The sequence below is a fragment of the Arthrobacter sp. Y3224055 genome, assembly GCF_059090825.1.
The window spans coordinates 71867-89902 of sequence record NZ_JBNHGB010000004.1 but is presented as its reverse complement, the minus strand read 5'-3'; the positions used below and the strand labels follow the sequence as shown (position 1 = coordinate 89902).

Genomic DNA, 18036 nt, shown 5'->3' with positions numbered 1-18036 from the left:
GTGGATTACGTAGCCGGGACCCTCCGGGCTGAGCAAGGATCTCGGCGGTCCTGCAGATAGCGGGTGCCCGATCCCGGACCGCGTAAGCCACGCCCTTGGCCACAGGCAGCCCGAAGTCCGGGCGGCCCGGACCGGTCCTGCGGAGACTGAGCAATTGAAGCTTTCGCGATTACGCTCTCATGCGGCGAGCTGCGCAGTGAGGCTAATTGATTCCTTTGTTCTAGAAGTATCGACGGAGATAGTCTCTGAGATCCCCGTCGCAAACATAGATGTACGTGCCGAATATCCCTCGAGTGAGCAGCACGGCGTAAATATTCCGCACGTACTGGAGAAGGTCTTGGTCGGAGTATTCGATGCCGAGCTTCGGGTTGTTTTCACGACCCTTCTTGTCGTGATATTTGGACCGGTCGAATGTGACTTTCCTCGCCGCTTTGTCATAGCGGAGATCTTCGCCAATGATGACGCCCGCATAGTTCAAGTCGTAGCCTTGCACGGTGTGAATTGAGCCGACTTCCAGCTCTGAGCTGGGTGAGTTGATCCAGTCGCGTTGAACCGAGTTCCACCGAAGCTTCACACCGTCGAGTTCGATGTCGAACCTATTCTTGTCCGTCTTGCTACTCCACTTCCAGGCGTACCCTGCGATCAGGCGTGACAGTCCCTTCTCCTGATCGCGCAGGAGGATCTCTCGTCTCATCTCCCCGAGATCTGTGAAGAAGCGGAGGTCGTAGCCCTCGAAGTCCTCACGTGCCGGCGGTGGTGTTTCACTGAGTACTTTGCGAACATACCCGACATAGTCCTGTTCCGCAGAAATCCTCATCTGTGATTGAAGGGGGTAGAGACGGCTTGAAGCCGATGCTTCTTCTAGGAGGGCGTTCGTGGTGGCGGCGGGCAGGTCTGCGGGGCGCACACTTTGCCCTGTATCGAGCATCAGAATCGTGTGTTTGCTCTGCTTCCTGACCCAATCTAATTGTGTCAACTTGGGGTCGTCCTCACCGAAGAGTTTGCGATTTATCTCAGCGAACTTTTTGTTGAGCGGGCCCGATGGCTGATTGGCCCTTTGGTTGAGGCGGTGCGCTTCATCGACAATCAATAAATCAAAAGGCTCGTCGCTCTCGCCAACGGAAAAAGGCGTGAGTACGAGGTTTTTGTGGAGTCCGGGGGTGAGCGTGAAGACCCGAGAGATGGATGCCCTGAGTGACTGTTGGGGTACGACGAGACCCACGCGTAATGTTGCCAGGAGTTCGGCGCGACCTGGTGTGAAGAATTCACTGAAGATGGAGTCACTGTCTAGTGGTTCTTCTGGGTTGTGCCGCCTAATGTCTTCCAGTAGCTTCAGAAGATAGATGGCGACAACCGTCTTCCCCGTGCCGGGATTGCCTTGGACGACGACAGTGCTCGGTGTATCGCTTTCCAAATCAGCGAAGAGTCCTTCGAGGATATCCTCGACAGCGATGGCCTGATCATGATTAAGCGCTTTGAACGGTGAAAGCTTGAAGAGATCACTGTTGATGATTTCAGGAAGAGTTCGCTGGAAGAGGTGCTCTTGGGTACGAAGCCTTTCGAAGACCTCGTCGAAGCTCTTCCTATACACTTCGCGGTCATAGTAGTCGGCGTCTGTGATGCCCGCGTTTTGGTTGAGCACCTGATACTGTCCGTCTCCGGAGAACATCCGGATGAGATAGGACTCCAAATCCAGGCAGGCTGACTTGTTGAAAGTTTTGTCCAGCACGACGCGAACCCAGCTGAGCCGACGCTTCTCGTCTGAGTCTAAATGCTGCCGCATGCGGCTTTCGGAGTTCAATGATTCTCCGACGTACACCTCAGTGTCATTGTTCATGACGTACACTACAGGCCAGTTGCGGTGTCGAAGATCGGCTGCACCCCACGCCCGGATTTCGTCCGGAGCGAATGGAAAGCGTTCGAGGCTAAAGTTGGTCATACTTCTCGCTTCGTCCTCGTGCCTTTTCTACCGGGTACTTATTGCCCGTTTTCTTCAGCTTCTCTAACACTATAGTGTGCGGATTTACGCCCAATCGGTCGGCAAGGAGAAAACAGTACGTGAGTACGTCCGCGAGCTCTTCCTGTGCTGAAAGAAGGTCCTCCCCGCCCCACTGGAAGCACTCAAGGAGCTCTGCAGCCTCAATGCTGATGCTCTTTGCAAGATTCTCGGGCGTATGAAACTGCCCCCAATCTCGTTCGGCAACGAACGCGCGAAGTGTTTCCAAGGGATACGTATCTTGCATGGAACAAAGCTATCAGCCAGCTTTGATGGCCCCTGTAACTATTGCCGCTTTATCATCATTGTTGCACCCACAGCGGCCATCAACGAAGACCAACTGCTGTTCAACGTCGTCAGTACGATCGGATGTCGTCCTCGTGGGGCGCTCCGCCTTCGCCTTCCCAGGTTTCCAAGCGCGCAATCTTGGAAGCGTTGAACTTTCGACGCACTCCGTAGCCGCCCTGATCGTCGTCCTCGATGAAGACGACGCCGAACTGCTCCAAGGCACGGCGCAATTGCCAGTTCTGCTCCGGGGTAAGCGCCTGGTTGCCCTTCTCGAAATCGCGCACCTGTTTTTTGTCCAGGCCGGCTGCCTTGCCGATCACCTTGGACGAAACCTGGGTTAGTGCGCGGGCCGCACGGGCAAGATCTGAAGGAATGATCATCGATGACTTAGTCATGGCCTGATCATCCCAGTCTTTGAGAAAAGGTGCAGCCGTCGTTGCGGCTTTCCGCCACGCCACCTCCAGCGTCCGGAAAATACCGGCACGTAAATAGCTTGTTGTCCTCAGCCACATCAAGCGATGCATGCCCTAGGTTGGAGCCATGATCGCGCTGCAAGCTCCAGATCCGGTCGAGGTTGTGGTCCGCAACGACGCCCCTGATGCTTGGGACGTTCTCGCCTCCCTCGGTCCGCTGGCGATTCTCGTCGCCGCCCTGATAGCCGCCTACATAGGCTGGCGCAGCATGCGCGCTCAGGCCCATGCAGATCGCCGTGCCCAGTGGTGGGCGCGGGCGGAGTGGGCGCTCGATGCGTCCATGTCCCCCAGCCTGGACCGCAAGGTGGTTGGGCTCGGCGTGTTGGCGCTTCTCGCCGAAAGCCATTTGGCCGGCGAGGAAGAGGCGCGGATTCTTCAGGTCGCCTCAACCGATGCCTTGGCTAAGCAGGTCACGGCTCTTGAGGACGTGGAGACCATGCCGGCCTCCCCCAAAGCCACTGACTCCGCACAACAGGACAGTGTCAGAATCCAGGCAGCCAGACTTCGTGTAGTGACGGACAAGAAACAAGGGCACCAGACACCCGAGTGGATCGTTGAGCTGGCCCGAACTTCGACTTAATCCGCGGTCATGGCACAATGACGGCAGACTAAGCCCGGAGGAAATGCATGACAACCCACGATCAAACCGTCCCAGAAACGCAGCAAAAGCCGAAAAGCTACTTGGAGTGGAAGTTTTCCAGCGGCGGCAAAGTCTTCCGCGATCTGCTCGGGATTGCCTTCATTTTTCTGTTCATCACGCTTTTCAATATCGCGGGCAACGGGTTTTGGATGAACCTTGGCGGTGCCGTCCTTATCGGCCTTGCCCTCGATGCCGTTGAATACCAGCACGAAGTGCATCGGCGGCCAGCCGTCCGGAAACACGTCATCTGGTGGCAACTGCTGGCCGCGGTTGCCGTGACCATTCTGTACATCAGCGTGCTCCAGTTGACCCGCTGACCATCGGCTGCCAGCCCCGGGCTCAACTGAACGGCGGCGCTCAGGCGAGCACCGCCGTCGTTGTTTCCTAGCTCCGGAACAGGCCGCTGTAGGCGTTGAGGGCCGGCTGGCCGCCGAGGTGTGCGTAGAGCACTGTGCTCTCGGCCGGGATCTGCTTGCTGCTGACCAGGTCGATTAGGGCGGCCATGGATTTTCCTTCGTAGACCGGGTCGGTGATCATGGCTTCGAGCGAGGCGCTCAGCCGCATGGCTTCCAGCGTGGATTCGACCGGGATGCCGTAGAGGTCGCCGGCCCAGCCTTCCAGTACCGTGATCTCGTCGTCGTGCAGTCCCCGCTCGAGGCCGATGAGCTGCGCCGTGTTGCGGGCGATGCGGCCGACCTGGTCGCGGGTTTTGGACAGGGTGGCGGAGGCGTCGATGCCGAGCACCCGGCGCGACCGGCCGCCGGCGTCCTGCAGGGCCGCGAACCCGGCGATCATGCCGGCGTGGGTGGAGCCGGTGACGGTGCAGACCACGATGGTGTCGAAGAAGACGCCGAGCTCCTTCTCCTGCTGCTGGACCTCGTAGGCCCAGTTGGCGAATCCCAGCCCGCCGAGCCTGTGCTCGGAGGCGCCGGCCGGGATGGCGTAGGGCTTGCCGCCGGCCGCCTCGACCTCGGCGATGGCGTTCTGCCAGGAGTCGCGGATGCCGATGTCGAAGCCCGCCGGGTCGAGCCGCACGTCCGCCCCCATCAGCCGGGAGAGCAAAATGTTGCCGACGCGGTCGGTGAGCGGGTCCGGCCAGTCCACCCAGTTCTCCTGCACCAGCAGCGCCTTCAGGCCGAGGGTCGCGGCCACTGCTGCTACCTGCCGGGTGTGGTTGGACTGGAAGCCGCCGATGGACACGATGGTGTCCGCACCCTCCGCGAGGATGTCCGGGACGATGTACTCGAGCTTGCGGGTCTTGTTGCCGCCGTAGGCCAGGCCGGAATTGACGTCCTCCCGCTTGGCCCAGAGCTGAGCACCACCCAAATGCTTGCTGAGCCGGGGCAGGTGGTGGACCGGGCTGGGGCCGAACGTGAGCGGGTAGCGGTCGAACTCCGTGATGGCCATGTGGTCCCCGTTCTGCCTCGGCGGCTACTGGCCTGATCCGGCGTTCTCCGGAGCGGTGATGTTGACCATCCAATTCACACCGAACTTGTCCGTGAGCTGCCCGAAGTAGTCGCCCCACGGGGCCTTTTCAAGCGGCTGGTTGACGGTTGCTCCGTCGCTCAGGCCCTCCCAGTAGCTGCGCAGCTTGTCGTCCTCGCCCGGGTCTTCGCCGCTGGAGCTGACACAGATGTAGCCGTTCGGGGAGGCCTGCATCTCGGGCGGCACGTCCGACGCCATCAGCAGGAAGCCGCGGTCCACGGTCACGGACGAGTGCATGATTTTCCCGCCGGTCTCGGGGCTCTCGTCGCCCATTCCCTCGGCGTAGGTCATTTTGCTCAGCTCGCCGCCGAACACGGAGTGATAGAACTCGATCGCCTCCGCGGCGTTGCCGGTGAACTGCAGGTAGGGGTTCAGGTCCAGTGCCATGGGTCTGCCTTCCGTAGTGGATGCGGCGCGTTCCGTGCCGCGTTCATTCTTGCGCCTTCCACGGCGCGCGGGAAGGGGCGGCGGGCCCCGGCCGCACCTGCCCGTGAGGTGGAACGTCCAACCTGTGCGTGCTCCGGTGCTTCCGCACCCTGTGCCGGGAAGCGGGGGTCAGTAAGTCCGCTCGACGCCGAACTCCAGCGGGGGCAGTGCGGCCCGCCGCTGGACCAGGTCCTGGGCGTGGGCGGCCAGCCGCCGATCCTCGTCTGAGCGCAGCACGAGTTGCGGAACCTTGGCGGCGTGCCCAGCCTCGTCCCGGGTGACGAAGACGGTCATGCACTGAGTGGTGTCCCGCCAGTCGCCGCCGCGCGGGTCCCGTGCCCGCACATGGACGGCGATGTGCATGGAGTGCGGACCGGTGTGGATCATCCGCGCGGAGAGTTCCACCAGGTCCCCGATGTGGACCGGGTTCAGGAAGTGGATGCCGCCGGAGTAGACCGCCACGGCGTCGGCACCGCACCAGCCCATGGCGCAGGCCCTGGCCACCTCGTCGATCCAGCGCATCACGATCCCGCCGTGGGCGTTGCCGCCCCAGTTCACGTCCGTGGGGGCGGCGAGGAAGCGGAAGTTTTCGGAGGGAGTGGTGCCCGCATCCGTATATGCCTGGGAGCTCATCACCTCGCGGATCTCGCGCCGGGCCTCCAGCCGGCCCTCGATCCCGCGGGCCAGCCGCTCCGACGCGTCGTCGGTCGGCGCCCATGCCGGAACGGGCCGGGGCCGCCGTTGCTCGTCCATGGCGACGAACACCAGGATGCAGTCCATCGCCGGCCGGAACTGCCGCGAGCGCACGTCGGCCGCATCGACGGTGACGACCACCTGCATGCTGGAACGGCCGGTGTGCGCGATGCGGGCGCTGACCTCGATCAGGTCGCCGTTGTGGATCGGCCGGGTGAAGTGCACATTGCCGACGTACGCGGTGACGCAGTATCCGCCCGAGTATCCGACGGCGCATGCGTACCCGGCCTTGTCGATCCATTCGAGGACCCTTCCGGCCTGTACCGTGGTCCCGTCGGCCGCGACGTCGGTGGGCGCGGCGAGGAAGCGCAGCGTGATCGAATCTTCCATGGCGCCATCGTAGCCGCGCGTGGGGCCGCCGTTGCCGGTTCGCGGACGAGCCGGGCGCTGAGGGACGGCCGAACGGATGAGGGACGGTGCCGGACTGCAGAGGCACGTGGCCGAACCGCAGAGGGACGTGGCCCGACTGCAGAGGGACCGACACAAAAACGTCCGCTCCCCGGAGACCCGGGAAGCGGACGTTTCGGTGCAGCCTGCGGGGGGCTCGGCTAGCGCCGGCCTGCCAGGGCGTCCTCGCGGCCTCCGAGTGCCGCCTTTTCCTCGGCCACCTTGGCGTCGTGGGCGGCGCGGATCGCGGTGTGCTCCGGGTTGCGGCGCAGCCACAGGTAGCCGATGCCGAGCGCGACGAACCAGACCGGGGTGAACAGCAGGGCCGCCAGCGTGTCCGGCTGGGTGGTCAGCGCCCACAGGATGAAGGCGAAGAAGGCCATGACCACGTAGGGCATGAACGAGCCGCCCGGCATCTTGAACTTGCTGGCCTCGTGCAGCTGCGGCCGGCGACGGCGGTACACGATGTAGCTGACCAGGATGATGGTCCAAACGAACATGAAGCAGAGCGCCGAAACCGTGGTGACCATGGTGAACGCCTCGGAGACGCTGCCCTCCGCGTAGAGCAGAACCACGCCGGCGAGCAGGAACATGCAGGAGAACAGCAGCGCGCTGCGCGGCACACCGCGGCTCGAGAGCTTGCCGAAGCGCTTCGGGGCATCGCCCTCCAGCGAGAGGCCGTAGATCATGCGCGACGTCGAGTAGATGCCCGAGTTCGCCGACGACGTCGCCGAGGTCAGGACCACGAAGTTCACGACGCCGGCCGCGCCGACGAGGCCGGCGAGGGCGAACATGCCCACGAACGGGGATTCGTCGGCGTTGAACCCGGTCCACGGCTGGACGGCCATCAGGATGATGAGGGCGCCTACGTAGAAAATCAGGATGCGGATCGGGATGGAGTTCACCGCCCGCGGCAGGTTCTTTTCCGGGTCCTTCGTCTCGGCGGCGGTGGTGCCGACCAGTTCGATTCCGACGAACGCGAACACGGCGATCTGGAACCCGGCCACGAAGCCCATGAAGCCGGTGGGGAACATTCCGCCGTGCTCCCACAGGTTTCCGAAGGAGGCGCGGACGCCGTCGTGCTCGAAGTTGGTGATAATCATGACCAGCCCGACGACGATCAGGGCCACGATGGCGATGATCTTGATCAGCGCGAACCAGAATTCGGTCTCGCCGAAGGCCCGCACGGTGGGCAGGTTCAGCGCGAGCAGCAGCAGGATGCAGGCGAGCGCCGGGATCCACAGCGGCAGGTCAGGCCACCAGAACGCCACGTAGTGCGCGATCGCGACGACGTCGGCGATGCCGGTGACCACCCAGCAGAACCAATACGTCCAGCCGGTGAAGAACGCCGCCCACGGTCCCAGGATGTCGCCGGCGAAGTCGCCGAAGTTCTTGTACTCGGTGTTGCTCAGCAGCAGCTCGCCCATCGCCCGCATGACGAAGAAGAGCATGAAACCGATGATCATGTAGACGAAGATGACCGAGGGGCCGGCGACGGAAATCGTCTTGCCCGAGCCCATGAAAAGCCCGGTGCCAATCGCACCGCCGATGGCGATCAACTGGATGTGGCGGTTGGATAAAGACCGCTGGAGGTGCGGTTCGGTGCTGGTGGCGCTCACTATGTTCCTTACGGGTGGGACTGTGCAGCTGCGGGAGGTTCCCTTCGAACCGGTCGGACGCAGGCTCCATTGCCCGTCCGGCCAGACCGAGAGCAAGCCGCCCGCGGCTCAGCCCGGAGGGGCCGACTGGGTGACCTACGCCACGAAAACCTATCTGCCGCGGCTCACGTGGGTCAAATCGAGAACAATCGGGAGCACGTCCAGGCTGGCCCGCGAGGAAACGCGCGGTGAACAGGGCTGGCATTCCGCCGGCCGGCCGGTGGGCGCGCTTCGCCGCCCGCCGGCTGGCCCGTGGGCCGCGTTTTGCCGGATATAGTCGGGGCAAAATAACGTTTCATCGAGAGAGTCGGTGTCGATTGTGAGTGCGAGCGTCGGGGTCTTGAAGGGCGCGCTGGGAGTGGTTGCCGCGCTGGCCATGTTCCTGCCGCAGCAGGTGCCGGTTTCGCAGGTGCCGGTTTCGCAGGTGCCCGTTGCGCAGGTGCCGGTTTCGCAGGTGCCCGTCCCACAGGCTCCCGCCTCAGGATCCGAGGAGGCCGTGCCGGTGATGCTGATTCTGGACGCTTCCGGCTCCATGCTCAACCCCGACGCCGACGCCAAGGGCACCCTGCGGATGGACGCAGCCAAGGCCGCTGCCACGGAGCTGGTGGAAACCCTGCCGGCGGGATCGCAGCTGGGCCTCATGGTCTACGGCACCAACACGGACAGTTCCCCCGAGGCCCGGGCCGAGGGCTGCAAGGACGTGAGCGTGCTGTCCAAACTGGGCACCGCAGATCCCGGGAAACTGGTCGATCAGATCGACTCGATCAAGGCGTCCGGCTACACCCCGGTGGGCGAGGCGCTGCGCCGGGCCGCCGCGGAGCTTCCCGACGACCGTCCCCGCAGCATTGTGCTGGTGTCGGACGGCATCGACACCTGCTCGCCGCCGCCGCCGTGCGAGGTCGCCAAGGACCTGGCCAAGGACGGCGTGGACCTGGCCATGCACACCATCGGGTTCAAGGTGGATGCGCAGGCCCGCAAGGAACTCGAATGCATCGCCAAGGCCTCCGGGGGCACCTACGCCGACGCGGACAACGCTGACACGCTGCGTGAGCAGATGGTCATCAAGACCGTCCGCGCGCTGAACCCCTACGACTTCGCCGGCATCCCGGTGACCGGCGGCAAGAGCGCCGCCGCTGCCGCGGAGGTGTCCACAGGCCAGTACCTGGACACCTTCGCCGCCGGCAGCGACAAGACGTACGAGGGCGGGACGCGCAAGTTCTACAAGGTCCACCTGGACGACGGCGAGCGCCTGCACGTCAGCGCGTCCCTGGTGATGCCGATCCGGGCCGGCAGCATGACTACCTACAGCGCCCTGGAGCTCGAGGTCTTTTCCCCCGACGGGCAGGAATGTCTGAACTCGATTCGCGAATCCCGCGACGAAGCCCGGCTCTCCGACGGCCCGGTCACCGCGGTGCTCTCCACTGGCGCCATGGGCAGCGGCGACAAAGAGTGCCTCGAGCCCACCGGCGGCGGCGACCTGGTGGTCAGCGTGACCCGGAGCGGTCCCGGCTGGAAAAAGGACCCGCTGCCGATGGAGCTGCTCTTCCTCGCCGAGCCGGAGGCCGATACCACCGGACTGCCCGCCGGCTACGACGCCGTGACCAAGCTCGATCTGCTGAAGCCGGGCACCAAGCCGCGGGAGACCACTCCCGGCAACAGCTTCAATTCCGCCCCCGAGCTGGCGCCCGGCAGCTTTGCGGCCACGCTCATCCCCGGCGAGGTGCACTTCTACAGGGTTCCGGTGGACTACGGGCAGCAGCTGCGTGCCGTCGCCCAGCTCGGCGATTACGAAAAGGACATCTTCAATCCGTCCTACCTGCAGGTCGGCGTCGCCAATCCGCTACGCCAGCCGGTGACGATCACCGACGGCACCTCCACGGGGGCCTACGGCATGACGTCCATGGCCGACCCGGGCACCAAGGTGGCAGCGAACTTCGCCTCTCCGGTGCGCTACCGCAACGCCGCCGAGGGCATTCACGACGTCCGCACCCTGTACCTTGCCGGCGACTACTACCTCCAGGTGGCCGTCGACCCGCTGTACTTCGAGGACGCGAAGGAGACGGAGATCCCCTATACCCTGACCCTGGATCTGGTCGGCGACGTCGAACCCGGCCCCGGCATGACCGAACCCGGTGCTTCCGCCGCGGCCACCGAATCCGCGGTGGCCGAACCGGCGGACCACCAGGCGGGGACGGCAACTGTCGTTGCCGTGGCGGACGACGGCGAAGGCCCGGCTTCGGTCCCGGCCCTCGCCTGGGGCATCGGCGCGGCCCTGGTCCTCGCCGCCGGCGTGGCCACCGCCGTCGTACTCCGCAGGAATCGCGGCGTGAAGTAACGCCGGGCTACCGGCTGCGGCTGTGGTCGGCGGGGTCTGTCTCGTCGGAGGACAGCGCCTGGAGGCGCCGGAGGTCCTCGGGGTGCAGTTCGGGCCGGTCCCGCATGGCGTCGAGAAGTAGCTGCATCTGCCGGTTCAGGGCCGGCGTGTGTTCGGGGTGGCCCTCGGCACGGACGTGGGCGATGAGCATGCGGAGGACCCGCAGGAGAGCGGCGACGACCTCCGGCTGGTCCAGGCTCGTCTGTCGCAGCTGGTCAAAGGCATGGTCGACGTATTCGGCATGGTCAAGGTTCCACGGCTGCAGCAGTACCCGGCCTGACTCGTCCTTCAGCGCTTCCGCAGCAAGCGGGGCGGTCAGGACCGCCCGCAGAAGGCTGCCCAGCCTCAGGATGACCTCCACTGCCGTGGTGGGGTCGTTGATGGCCGGGCTAAGCGCCCGCAGGCCTATGTCAACCAGCTGGCGGATAGCGAAGTCGACATCCTGCAGCATGGTCCGCGAGTCGGCTATGGCAATCGCCCCGGCAAGCTTCTCCCGGCTGCGCTCCGGCGGTGGCGGCCACACCGTGAACAATGCTTCACCCGCGTGGATGTAAGCACCCACACGGGTTTCCATCCGCACCGTCGTGCCGGCAGGGACCGCTCCCAGCAGCTGGCCGCTGTCCACCTGGCTGATCCATCCGCTCATCCGGCAAGGAATGACGGCGGCATTCCCGGGGGCATGGAAGTCTTTGGGCTCCACGGGCTGCAGGCCAGAGGGCACCCGGTTAAGAGCCGCCACGACGGTCCGGCCCTCTGCCGCGATGACCCGGGCGACGTTGCCAACCTGCAGTCCGCGGGCAAGATGGTCCAGGTGGACGATGATCCCCACCACGGTCACCAGGGTGAGGACGACGGCGATCGTCAGGGATATGCGCGGCGCCGGCTCGGTCGGTTCCCCGCTCAGGCTCGGCAGGACGAGGACGCAGTAGAAAAACGTGGCAACGAGCAGGCCGATAACCGCCTGGCTGAGCCGGTCCCGGATGAACGAGCGCATCACACGCGGCGAGAACTGGTCGCTGGCCAGCTGCAGGCTCACCACGGTCAACGAGAAAACCACGCCGACGGTGGTGATCATCGCTCCCGCGACGGTGGACAGCAGCCAGGTGGCGGCATTGCTGCTCATCGCCAGCGTGAGCGGCACATCGGCATGGTGGCCGAGGGCTCGGTCGACGGCGGTGGCACCGATGGCCAGCGCGATGCCGGCCAACATCACCACCGCCGGGAAGAGAAAGAGGCTCTCCTTGAAGCGGTAGCGCAACGCGGCAACACGCAGGCCCCAGGCACCTTCCTCTCGCTGAACCCCCGACTCCTTGCTCCTCCGCACCGGGCGGCTCACCAGGCGGAAGCGAGGATCAGCGGCGGCTGGCCCGGCAGCGAGCAGGTCAGCGTCAGGGCCGTGGCCGGCCTCTCCTGGGACCCGGGAGTTCGGTAGACGGTCAACGTCAATGGGTTGGCATCGATGGTGGTGACGCTGCCCTCGGTGGTGGGCACCGCCGTCGTCGTGGTGGGGACGATGCCGCCGGGACCGCCGCTGCCGCGGACCGGGAGGGCGCCGGCCAGCGGCTCGAGCTTGCCGTCCACGTCGCGGAACTGCTCCGCGCCGGATCCGCCCTGGATGATCACGGTGGCCAGCGCGGTGGCGTAGACCGGGTCGGCGCAGGCGTCGTAGACCCAGCGGTCGCCGAGCACGGAGTGGTCCATGGTCCCGGCCAGGAATTGTTCGGCTCCGGGCAGCGGTGCGCCCCGGTAGGTCAGCGGGACGTGCAGCACCGGACCGTCGCCGGCCCGGACCAGGTGCGTTTCCATGCCGACCTCTCCGGCCGGATCGTCGAAGCGGAAGGCGCCAAGGTGCTCCAGCTCGCCGGCGTCTGCCCCGAGTTCCCGGAACCACGGCTGTTCGGGCAGCCATGCCGCCAGCAGCTCCTGCTTGGTGGGATTCAACACTGCGTCGTAAATGATGGCCATGTTTGTAGCCTATCCACTCTCGGACGGGCACGGGCCGGCGGTCAGTCGGTCACCGGCTTGCCGTGCCGCCTCGGTGGTCACTCCCCTTTCGCTCGCGGGATGTCCGGGCTCAGACGGACGCGGGCTCGGCGAGGATGGCGTCGATCTGGCCCATGGCCCCCTGCATGCCCTCGACCATCCCCATCTCGAGCATCTTCTCCAGCTGCTCGGCGGACTCGAACCTGGACTCGGTGGTCATCCGGGTGCGGCCGTCGATGGATTCCAGCGTCACCGTGGCGTAGGTGGTGCCCAGGTCCGCCACCGGCTCGCCGTCGTCGTCGGCAAACCCGTCCTCGAAGGTCAGCCGGTGCGGGGCCTCGATCGCGGTAATCCGCCACCAGCCGGCGGCCGTCTCGCCGTCGGGCCCGGTCATGTAGTAACTGGCCGTGCCGCCGGGAGTGAACTCGTGCTCGCTGAAGGTGGCGGGCCACTCGGGCGGGCCCCACCAGCGTTCCAGCTGGCGCGGGTCCTCCCAGAGCTGCCAGACGCGCTCGACGGGTGCGTCGAACTCGGCCACGAGGGTGAATGTCAGGGCCTCGAGGTCCTGCTTGGTATCGGTAACCGGCATGACGGTGTCCTTCCTATCCCTTGGCGAGAATGTCCTGGATCCGGTCAACGCGTTGGCGCCAGAGCATCTCGTATTCGTCGAGCAGGCGACGCGCTCTTCGCACTCCTTCAGGATGAGGCCGCACCATCTGCTCCCTTCCGCGCTTCTCCTTAACCACCAGGGAAGCCCGCTCCAAGACCGCGACGTGTTTCTGTACCGCGGCGAAACTCATCTGGTACCCCGCCGCCAGACCCGACACCGAGAACTCGCCAGTGAGCACCCGGGCGACGATGTCGCGGCGGGTAGCGTCGGCGAGCGCCTGGAACAGGCGGTCCAACTCGGGGTCACTGACTTGATCTACAACCATTTGGTTGCAGGTTAGTCCTCGGCGGGCGCGGGGTCAAGGGTGTGGGTGGGAAAACGGTTGGCACTCCACACAGGGGCAACGATGCCGGCCTGATGATCGCCGCTGCGGCCACAGTGCGGTTGGCGTCGGGCGTACGGACGGCTTGTGGCCCGCTGGGGTTCCGGGCGGGGCGTAGAATTGACTGGCCGCTTTTTTGACCGGCTGTCTCCCTCCAGCAAGGTTGTTTCTCCCATGCCGCAATTCGCGTCCGCGCTCGCGCGTGGCCTGACTGTCCGCCACATCCGTTTCATGGCCCTCGGCTCCGCAATCGGCACCGGCCTGTTCTACGGCTCGGCCGCCGCGATCCAGGCCGCCGGCCCGGCCGTGCTGCTGGCCTATGCCATCGGCGGCGCCGCGGTCTTCCTGGTCATGCGGGCGCTGGGCGAGATGGCGGTGCGGCACCCGGTCTCCGGGTCCTTCGGCCAGTACGCCAGCCGCTACCTGGGCCCGTTCGCCGGGTTCATCACCGGGTGGACGTTCGCGTTCGAGATGGCCATCGTGGCGATCGCGGACGTGACGGCGTTCGGCATCTACATGGGCTTCTGGTTCCCCGAGGTGCCGCGCTGGATCTGGATCCTCGCCGTCGTGTTCTTCATTGCCGCCCTGAACCTGGTCAAGGTCAAGGTGTTCGGCGAGACCGAATTCTGGCTGTCGCTGGTCAAGGTCGCGGCGATCATCGCCATGATTGTCGGCGGCGCCGCGATCATCGTCTTCGGCTTCGGGCTACCGGACGGGGCCAACCCGGGACTGGAGACCATGCTGGGATCCGGCGGCTTCTTCGCCAACGGGTTCTGGGGGCTGCTGGCCTCCTTCTCCATCGTGATGTTTGCGTTCGGCGGAATCGAGACCATCGGGATCACGGCCGGCGAGGCGGAGAACCCGAAGAAGGCGATCCCGGGTGCGATCAACACGGTGCCGGTGCGGATCCTGCTCTTCTACGTCTGCACGCTGGCCGTACTGATGATGATCTCGCCGTGGGACCGGATCGACGGTTCCACCAGCCCGTTCGTGCAGATCTTCGACATGCTGGGCATCCCGGCGGCCGCGCACATACTTAACGCCGTGGTGATCACCGCCGCCATTTCCGCCATCAACTCCGACACGTTCGGCGCCGGGCGGATGATGTACGGGCTGGCCGAGCAGGGCCACGCGCCGAAGGCCTTCGCGAAGATCTCCCGGCACGGTGTGCCGTGGATGACGGTGGCGACGATGGCCGCGGTGCTGCTGGCCGGCGTCGTGCTCAATGCGCTCCTGCCGGAGTCCCTGTTCCTGATCGTTGCGTCGATCGCGACGTTCGCCACGGTCTGGGTCTGGCTGATGATCCTGCTCTCCCACATCGCGATGAAGCGGGAGATTGCGCGGAAGGGGCTGCCGGCGTCGGAATTCCCGGTGCCGTTCTGGCCGGTGGCATCCTACCTGGCGCTGGGCTTCATGGTGTTCATCGTGGTGCTGCTGGGCATCATGCCGGACACCCGGGTGGCCTTGGTGGTGGGCTGTGCGTGGATCGCCCTGCTGTTCGTGGCCTACCGCTTCGGCATCAAGGGCGCCGGGCGGCGCCGCGCGGAGCTGGTGGACGAAACCGGCGCGGACGTGGCCGCGGAACCGGCGCGGACGCCGGCGGAGCAGTAGTTTAGGCCCCTAGCCCTGCGCTGACCGACGCTCAGTCGATCTGGGTCCCGCGGGCCACTGCCCCGCGCCGGATGAGCCGCACGGCCTCTCGGCACGTGCCGGCGGTGGCCGACGGCTCCGGGTGGGCGGCGGCCACCTGCTCGAGCAGGTCGGCGCACCGCTTGGCCCAGAGCACAAAACCACCGGCGGACAGACCCGTCTCCGGCAGGACGTCGGCCAGGCTTTCGCCGGCCGCCCAGCCGTACAGCGGGCGCACCAGCCCGGTCTCCGGTTCCGCGGTACCCGGCAGCCGGTAGCGCCGCTCCAGCACGCTCAGCTCCGCCCAGGCGTCCGTGAGGGTGTCGAAGGAGTACTGCAGCCCGTCGGACGGCATTTTCACCGGCCCCGCCGGGCTCCTGCCGCTGCGGTACACCATGGCGGCCGCAAAACCGGCAAGCTCCACCGGAGTGAGCCGTCGCGCGGCGCCCCTGTCCAGGCCGAGGCAGACCAGCAGGTCCCGCTCGCCGTAGATCCCGCGCAGCCGCGCGCCGCCGTCGTTGTCGTCGATCAACGTCCCCTGCGCATCGACCGTCAGGTAGCCGTACCGGGCGAGCACGCGAACCAGGCCGTTGAAGGTTTCCTCATGAACAGCGGGGTCCGGCCGACCGGACCTCCCGGCCTGGAAACTGGCGAACGACCGCGCCAGCAGTGCGCGTGCGGCCTCGTGGCCGTGCCGCGCGATGAGATTGACGGCCATGTTGTAGCCGGGCCGGAAGCCTGAGTGCAGCGGGTAGGTGCGCCGGGAGGCCAGTGCCGCGACCCCCGCCGGATCCACTCCCGGTCTCCACAGCACGACGGCGTGGCCCTCCGTGTCGATGCCGCGCCGGCCCGCGCGTCCGGTCAGCTGCGTATATTGGCCCGCGGTCAAGGGAACCATGGCCTCGCCGTCGAACTTCTCCAACCGCTCGAGCACCACCGAGCGGGCGGGCATGTTGATCCCCAGGGACAGGGTCTCCGTGGCGAAGACGGCCTTGAGCAGTCCCTCGGCGAACAGTTGCTCCACCAGTTGCCTGCACGCCGGAAGCATTCCGGCATGATGCGCGGCGATGCCCCGGCGCAGGCCCTCCCGCCACCCGGGGATTCCGAGCGCCTCGCCCTCCTCCCCGGTCAGCCCAAGGTCCGCGGCGTCGATGCGGCGGAGGATCTCCCTGCGTTCGCGGAGGTCCGTCAGCCAGAGTTCCGATCCGGTGCAGGAACGAACGGCGGCGTCGCACCCGGCCCGGGAGAAGACAAACACGATCGCCGGCAGCAGCCCGTCGCGGCCGAGCCGCTGGAGCAGCTGCGCCCAGGGTTTGGAATCCCGGCCGCCTTCTGCCGGGCTGCGGGACCGGTGGAACTGCCGGGTCCGGCCGCGCTCCTGCTCATCGCCGGTGGCCGATCGGGTCAGCGAGGCCGCATCGGACAGCGCCAGCAGGTGGGGGTTGAGCGGATGCTCGTCAAGCACCGCCGGCGATTGCGGGTCGAGCTCGTCGAAGGCGACGGGCTCGACGAACAGGTCGAACAGCTGGTTCCCGGCCATCACGTGTTGGAACAGGGGCACCGGACGGTGTTCGGACACCACCACGGCGGTATCGCCCCCGACCGCTTCCAGCCAGCCCCCGAACTCTTCGGCGTTGGAGATGGTGGCGCTGAGGCTGACCAGCCGCACCGTCTGCGGGAGCTGGATGATGACCTCCTCCCACGCCGCTCCCCTGGTCCGGTCCGCCAGGTAATGCACCTCGTCCATCACCACATACGCCAGTCGCTCCAGGCCCGGGGATCCCGTGTAGAGCATGTTGCGCAGCACCTCGGTGGTCATGACGACGACGTCGGCGTCCGGATTGACGCTGCTGTCTCCCGTGAGCAGGCCGACCCGGGCGCTCCCGTAGGCCGCAGAGAGTTCGGCGAACTTCTGGTTGCTCAGCGCCTTGAGGGGCGTGGTGTAGAACGTCCTGGTGCCCCGGGCGACGGACAGGAAGGCGGCGAAGTCCCCCACCACCGTCTTGCCGGCCCCGGTGGGGGCCGCAACCAGCACCCCGCGGCCGGCCTCGAGCGCCGAGCAGGCCTCTACTTGGAACGGGTCCAGCTCGAAGCCCAGCCGGTCCCGGAATTCCCGGAGCCCGCGGGCGCCGGCCGCGCCAGCCGCGCCAGCCGCGCCGGCCGTGCCGGCCGCGCCGGCCGCGCCGGCTTCAAGGCGTTCGTTGTCCGGCATCTTCCGGCGCTCAGGCGCCGATGACCAGGGAGCGAGGGGCGGCCTGCTCGGGGAACAAGTAGGCGCTGATGGCGTGCGCGATCTTGCGGCCGCCCTGGACGGAGGGCTCGATCGGATTCGCGTAGTCGGCGTCTTCGGGACAGATAAGCCTCAGGTCCACCAGCGCCAGCCCCCGGGCGAAGACGGCCCGTGTGATGTGGTCGTTGAACAGGGCGGCGGCCGACCGGATGATCCGCTGGTCGGGGCCCGACGGCGGGGTGTCGTAGATGGTGCAGGCCGCCGTCGGCAGCCCCGTGGCCGCGACCGCATCCAGCATCGCGGCATAGCCGGCGCCGAATTTATCCTGGGCATCGGCGAACATGGCCAGGGCTTCGGCCGCCCAAACGGCCGGTTCATTGAGCAGGTAGGCGTAACCGAGAGCGTCGTTCCCGCCCACGCTGATCACCAGATGCGTGGCGTCCCGCGGGAGGGAGCGGAGCTGGCCGGCGACCCCGCTGATGACGGCGCCGTCGAGGGCCAGGAGCGTGGCCTGCCACCCGCGCGGCAACAGCCCGCGAAGGTGCGTCACGACGTCGGGGCCGCCGGCAACATAGGCAGCGTTGTCGAACACCGAGTCGCCGAGCAGCACGACGTGGCCGGTGCTGCCGGGTGCGTCAGCTGCCATGTCGCCCTCCTGCTTCAGGGTCGGTGAGGCCTTTGGGACCGCGGGCGGGCACTCGGGCCGGTGAGCACACCTTATC

General features: G+C 66.2%; 16 protein-coding genes and 2 pseudogenes. 4 read left to right on the top strand and 14 right to left on the bottom strand.

Going from position 1 to position 18036, the window contains the following annotated elements; translation table 11 throughout:
- Positions 1-220: 220 nt before the first annotated feature.
- The 3 genes from AC5RTY_RS11000 to AC5RTY_RS10990 all read right to left on the bottom strand — a co-directional run bounded on the left by AC5RTY_RS11000 (position 221) and on the right by AC5RTY_RS10990 (position 2808).
- Positions 221-1837: a DNA/RNA helicase domain-containing protein gene (locus AC5RTY_RS11000; protein WP_494013225.1), complete on the bottom strand. Its 1617-nt coding sequence runs from the start codon at positions 1835-1837 to the stop codon at positions 221-223.
- Between the two features lie 88 nt (positions 1838-1925).
- Entirely contained in the window at positions 1926-2243 is a 318-nt protein-coding gene (locus AC5RTY_RS10995; RefSeq protein ID WP_494013226.1) for a nucleotide pyrophosphohydrolase, read from the bottom strand.
- 109 nt (positions 2244-2352) lie between these two features.
- Positions 2353-2808, bottom strand: a complete 456-nt coding sequence (locus AC5RTY_RS10990; RefSeq protein ID WP_494013227.1) for a hypothetical protein — start codon at positions 2806-2808, stop codon at positions 2353-2355.
- A 16-nt stretch (positions 2809-2824) separates the two neighbouring features.
- Here AC5RTY_RS10990 and AC5RTY_RS10985 point away from each other — a divergent pair, with 16 nt between their 5' ends.
- Positions 2825-3337: a hypothetical protein gene (locus AC5RTY_RS10985; protein WP_494013228.1), complete on the top strand. Its 513-nt coding sequence runs from the start codon at positions 2825-2827 to the stop codon at positions 3335-3337.
- Between the two features lie 47 nt (positions 3338-3384).
- The gene (locus tag AC5RTY_RS10980) at positions 3385-3714 is read left to right on the top strand and encodes a hypothetical protein (protein WP_494013229.1); all 330 of its coding nucleotides are present in this window, start codon (positions 3385-3387) and stop codon (positions 3712-3714) included.
- A gap of 67 nt (positions 3715-3781) precedes the next feature.
- Here AC5RTY_RS10980 and AC5RTY_RS10975 read toward each other — a convergent pair whose 3' ends face one another.
- The 4 genes from AC5RTY_RS10975 to cycA all read right to left on the bottom strand — a co-directional run bounded on the left by AC5RTY_RS10975 (position 3782) and on the right by cycA (position 8067).
- A complete protein-coding gene (locus AC5RTY_RS10975) occupies positions 3782-4804 on the bottom strand; it encodes a 1-aminocyclopropane-1-carboxylate deaminase (RefSeq protein WP_494013230.1) in 1023 nt (340 codons plus the stop codon).
- Positions 4805-4828: 24 nt separating this feature from the next.
- Entirely contained in the window at positions 4829-5269 is a 441-nt protein-coding gene (locus AC5RTY_RS10970; RefSeq protein WP_494002091.1) for a VOC family protein, read from the bottom strand.
- A 168-nt stretch (positions 5270-5437) separates the two neighbouring features.
- A complete protein-coding gene (locus AC5RTY_RS10965) occupies positions 5438-6391 on the bottom strand; it encodes an acyl-CoA thioesterase (protein WP_494013231.1) in 954 nt (317 codons plus the stop codon).
- Positions 6392-6609: 218 nt separating this feature from the next.
- Positions 6610-8067, bottom strand: a complete 1458-nt coding sequence (gene cycA, locus AC5RTY_RS10960; RefSeq protein ID WP_494013232.1) for a D-serine/D-alanine/glycine transporter — start codon at positions 8065-8067, stop codon at positions 6610-6612.
- A gap of 349 nt (positions 8068-8416) precedes the next feature.
- On the opposite strand from cycA, the gene AC5RTY_RS10955 reads away from it, so the two are divergent.
- Positions 8417-10441 carry a vWA domain-containing protein gene (locus tag AC5RTY_RS10955; protein WP_494139514.1) on the top strand — a complete coding sequence of 675 codons (2025 nt, stop codon included), beginning with the start codon at positions 8417-8419 and terminating at the stop codon, positions 10439-10441.
- Positions 10442-10448: 7 nt separating this feature from the next.
- On the opposite strand, the gene AC5RTY_RS10950 is transcribed toward AC5RTY_RS10955, so the two are convergent.
- The 4 genes from AC5RTY_RS10950 to AC5RTY_RS10935 all read right to left on the bottom strand — a co-directional run bounded on the left by AC5RTY_RS10950 (position 10449) and on the right by AC5RTY_RS10935 (position 13398).
- Complete coding sequence (locus AC5RTY_RS10950) at positions 10449-11816, bottom strand: DUF2254 domain-containing protein (protein ID WP_494013234.1); 1368 nt, start codon at positions 11814-11816, stop codon at positions 10449-10451.
- On the bottom strand, positions 11813-12445 hold the full coding sequence (locus AC5RTY_RS10945; protein ID WP_494139513.1) for a CG0192-related protein: 633 nt from the start codon (positions 12443-12445) through the stop codon (positions 11813-11815). Before AC5RTY_RS10945 ends, AC5RTY_RS10950 begins: the two co-directional genes overlap by 4 nt.
- Positions 12446-12554: 109 nt before the next feature.
- The gene (locus AC5RTY_RS10940) at positions 12555-13052 is read right to left on the bottom strand and encodes an SRPBCC family protein (RefSeq protein WP_494139512.1); all 498 of its coding nucleotides are present in this window, start codon (positions 13050-13052) and stop codon (positions 12555-12557) included.
- Between the two features lie 13 nt (positions 13053-13065).
- Entirely contained in the window at positions 13066-13398 is a 333-nt protein-coding gene (locus tag AC5RTY_RS10935) for an ArsR/SmtB family transcription factor (protein ID WP_494139511.1), read from the bottom strand.
- Positions 13399-13629: 231 nt separating this feature from the next.
- On the opposite strand from AC5RTY_RS10935, the gene AC5RTY_RS10930 reads away from it, so the two are divergent.
- Positions 13630-15066 carry an amino acid permease gene (locus AC5RTY_RS10930; RefSeq protein ID WP_494139510.1) on the top strand — a complete coding sequence of 479 codons (1437 nt, stop codon included), beginning with the start codon at positions 13630-13632 and terminating at the stop codon, positions 15064-15066.
- A gap of 31 nt (positions 15067-15097) precedes the next feature.
- On the opposite strand, the pseudogene AC5RTY_RS10925 reads toward AC5RTY_RS10930, so the two are convergent.
- The 3 genes and pseudogenes from AC5RTY_RS10925 to AC5RTY_RS10915 form a co-directional block, all read right to left on the bottom strand.
- Positions 15098-15583, bottom strand: a pseudogene (locus tag AC5RTY_RS10925) (DEAD/DEAH box helicase); the annotation flags it as partial.
- A gap of 129 nt (positions 15584-15712) precedes the next feature.
- Positions 15713-17296, bottom strand: a pseudogene (locus AC5RTY_RS10920) (DEAD/DEAH box helicase); the annotation flags it as partial.
- A gap of 10 nt (positions 17297-17306) precedes the next feature.
- Complete coding sequence (locus AC5RTY_RS10915) at positions 17307-17960, bottom strand: GDSL-type esterase/lipase family protein (RefSeq protein ID WP_494024538.1); 654 nt, start codon at positions 17958-17960, stop codon at positions 17307-17309.
- Positions 17961-18036 lie beyond the last annotated feature (76 nt).

Excerpts from the sequence above, each read along its gene's own strand:
- AC5RTY_RS11000 (WP_494013225.1), bottom strand. The coding sequence starts at position 1,837 with ATGAACAATGACACTGAGGTGTACGTCGGAGAATCATTGAACTCCGAA.
- AC5RTY_RS10995 (WP_494013226.1), bottom strand. The coding sequence starts at position 2,243 with ATGCAAGATACGTATCCCTTGGAAACACTTCGCGCGTTCGTTGCCGAA.
- AC5RTY_RS10990 (WP_494013227.1), bottom strand. The coding sequence starts at position 2,808 with ATGCATCGCTTGATGTGGCTGAGGACAACAAGCTATTTACGTGCCGGT.
- AC5RTY_RS10985 (WP_494013228.1), top strand. The coding sequence starts at position 2,825 with ATGATCGCGCTGCAAGCTCCAGATCCGGTCGAGGTTGTGGTCCGCAAC.
- AC5RTY_RS10980 (WP_494013229.1), top strand. The coding sequence starts at position 3,385 with ATGACAACCCACGATCAAACCGTCCCAGAAACGCAGCAAAAGCCGAAA.
- AC5RTY_RS10975 (WP_494013230.1), bottom strand. The coding sequence starts at position 4,804 with ATGGCCATCACGGAGTTCGACCGCTACCCGCTCACGTTCGGCCCCAGC.
- AC5RTY_RS10970 (WP_494002091.1), bottom strand. The coding sequence starts at position 5,269 with ATGGCACTGGACCTGAACCCCTACCTGCAGTTCACCGGCAACGCCGCG.
- AC5RTY_RS10965 (WP_494013231.1), bottom strand. The coding sequence starts at position 6,391 with ATGGAAGATTCGATCACGCTGCGCTTCCTCGCCGCGCCCACCGACGTC.
- AC5RTY_RS10945 (WP_494139513.1), bottom strand. The coding sequence starts at position 12,445 with ATGGCCATCATTTACGACGCAGTGTTGAATCCCACCAAGCAGGAGCTG.
- AC5RTY_RS10940 (WP_494139512.1), bottom strand. The coding sequence starts at position 13,052 with ATGCCGGTTACCGATACCAAGCAGGACCTCGAGGCCCTGACATTCACC.
- AC5RTY_RS10935 (WP_494139511.1), bottom strand. The coding sequence starts at position 13,398 with ATGGTTGTAGATCAAGTCAGTGACCCCGAGTTGGACCGCCTGTTCCAG.
- AC5RTY_RS10930 (WP_494139510.1), top strand. The coding sequence starts at position 13,630 with ATGCCGCAATTCGCGTCCGCGCTCGCGCGTGGCCTGACTGTCCGCCAC.
- AC5RTY_RS10915 (WP_494024538.1), bottom strand. The coding sequence starts at position 17,960 with ATGGCAGCTGACGCACCCGGCAGCACCGGCCACGTCGTGCTGCTCGGC.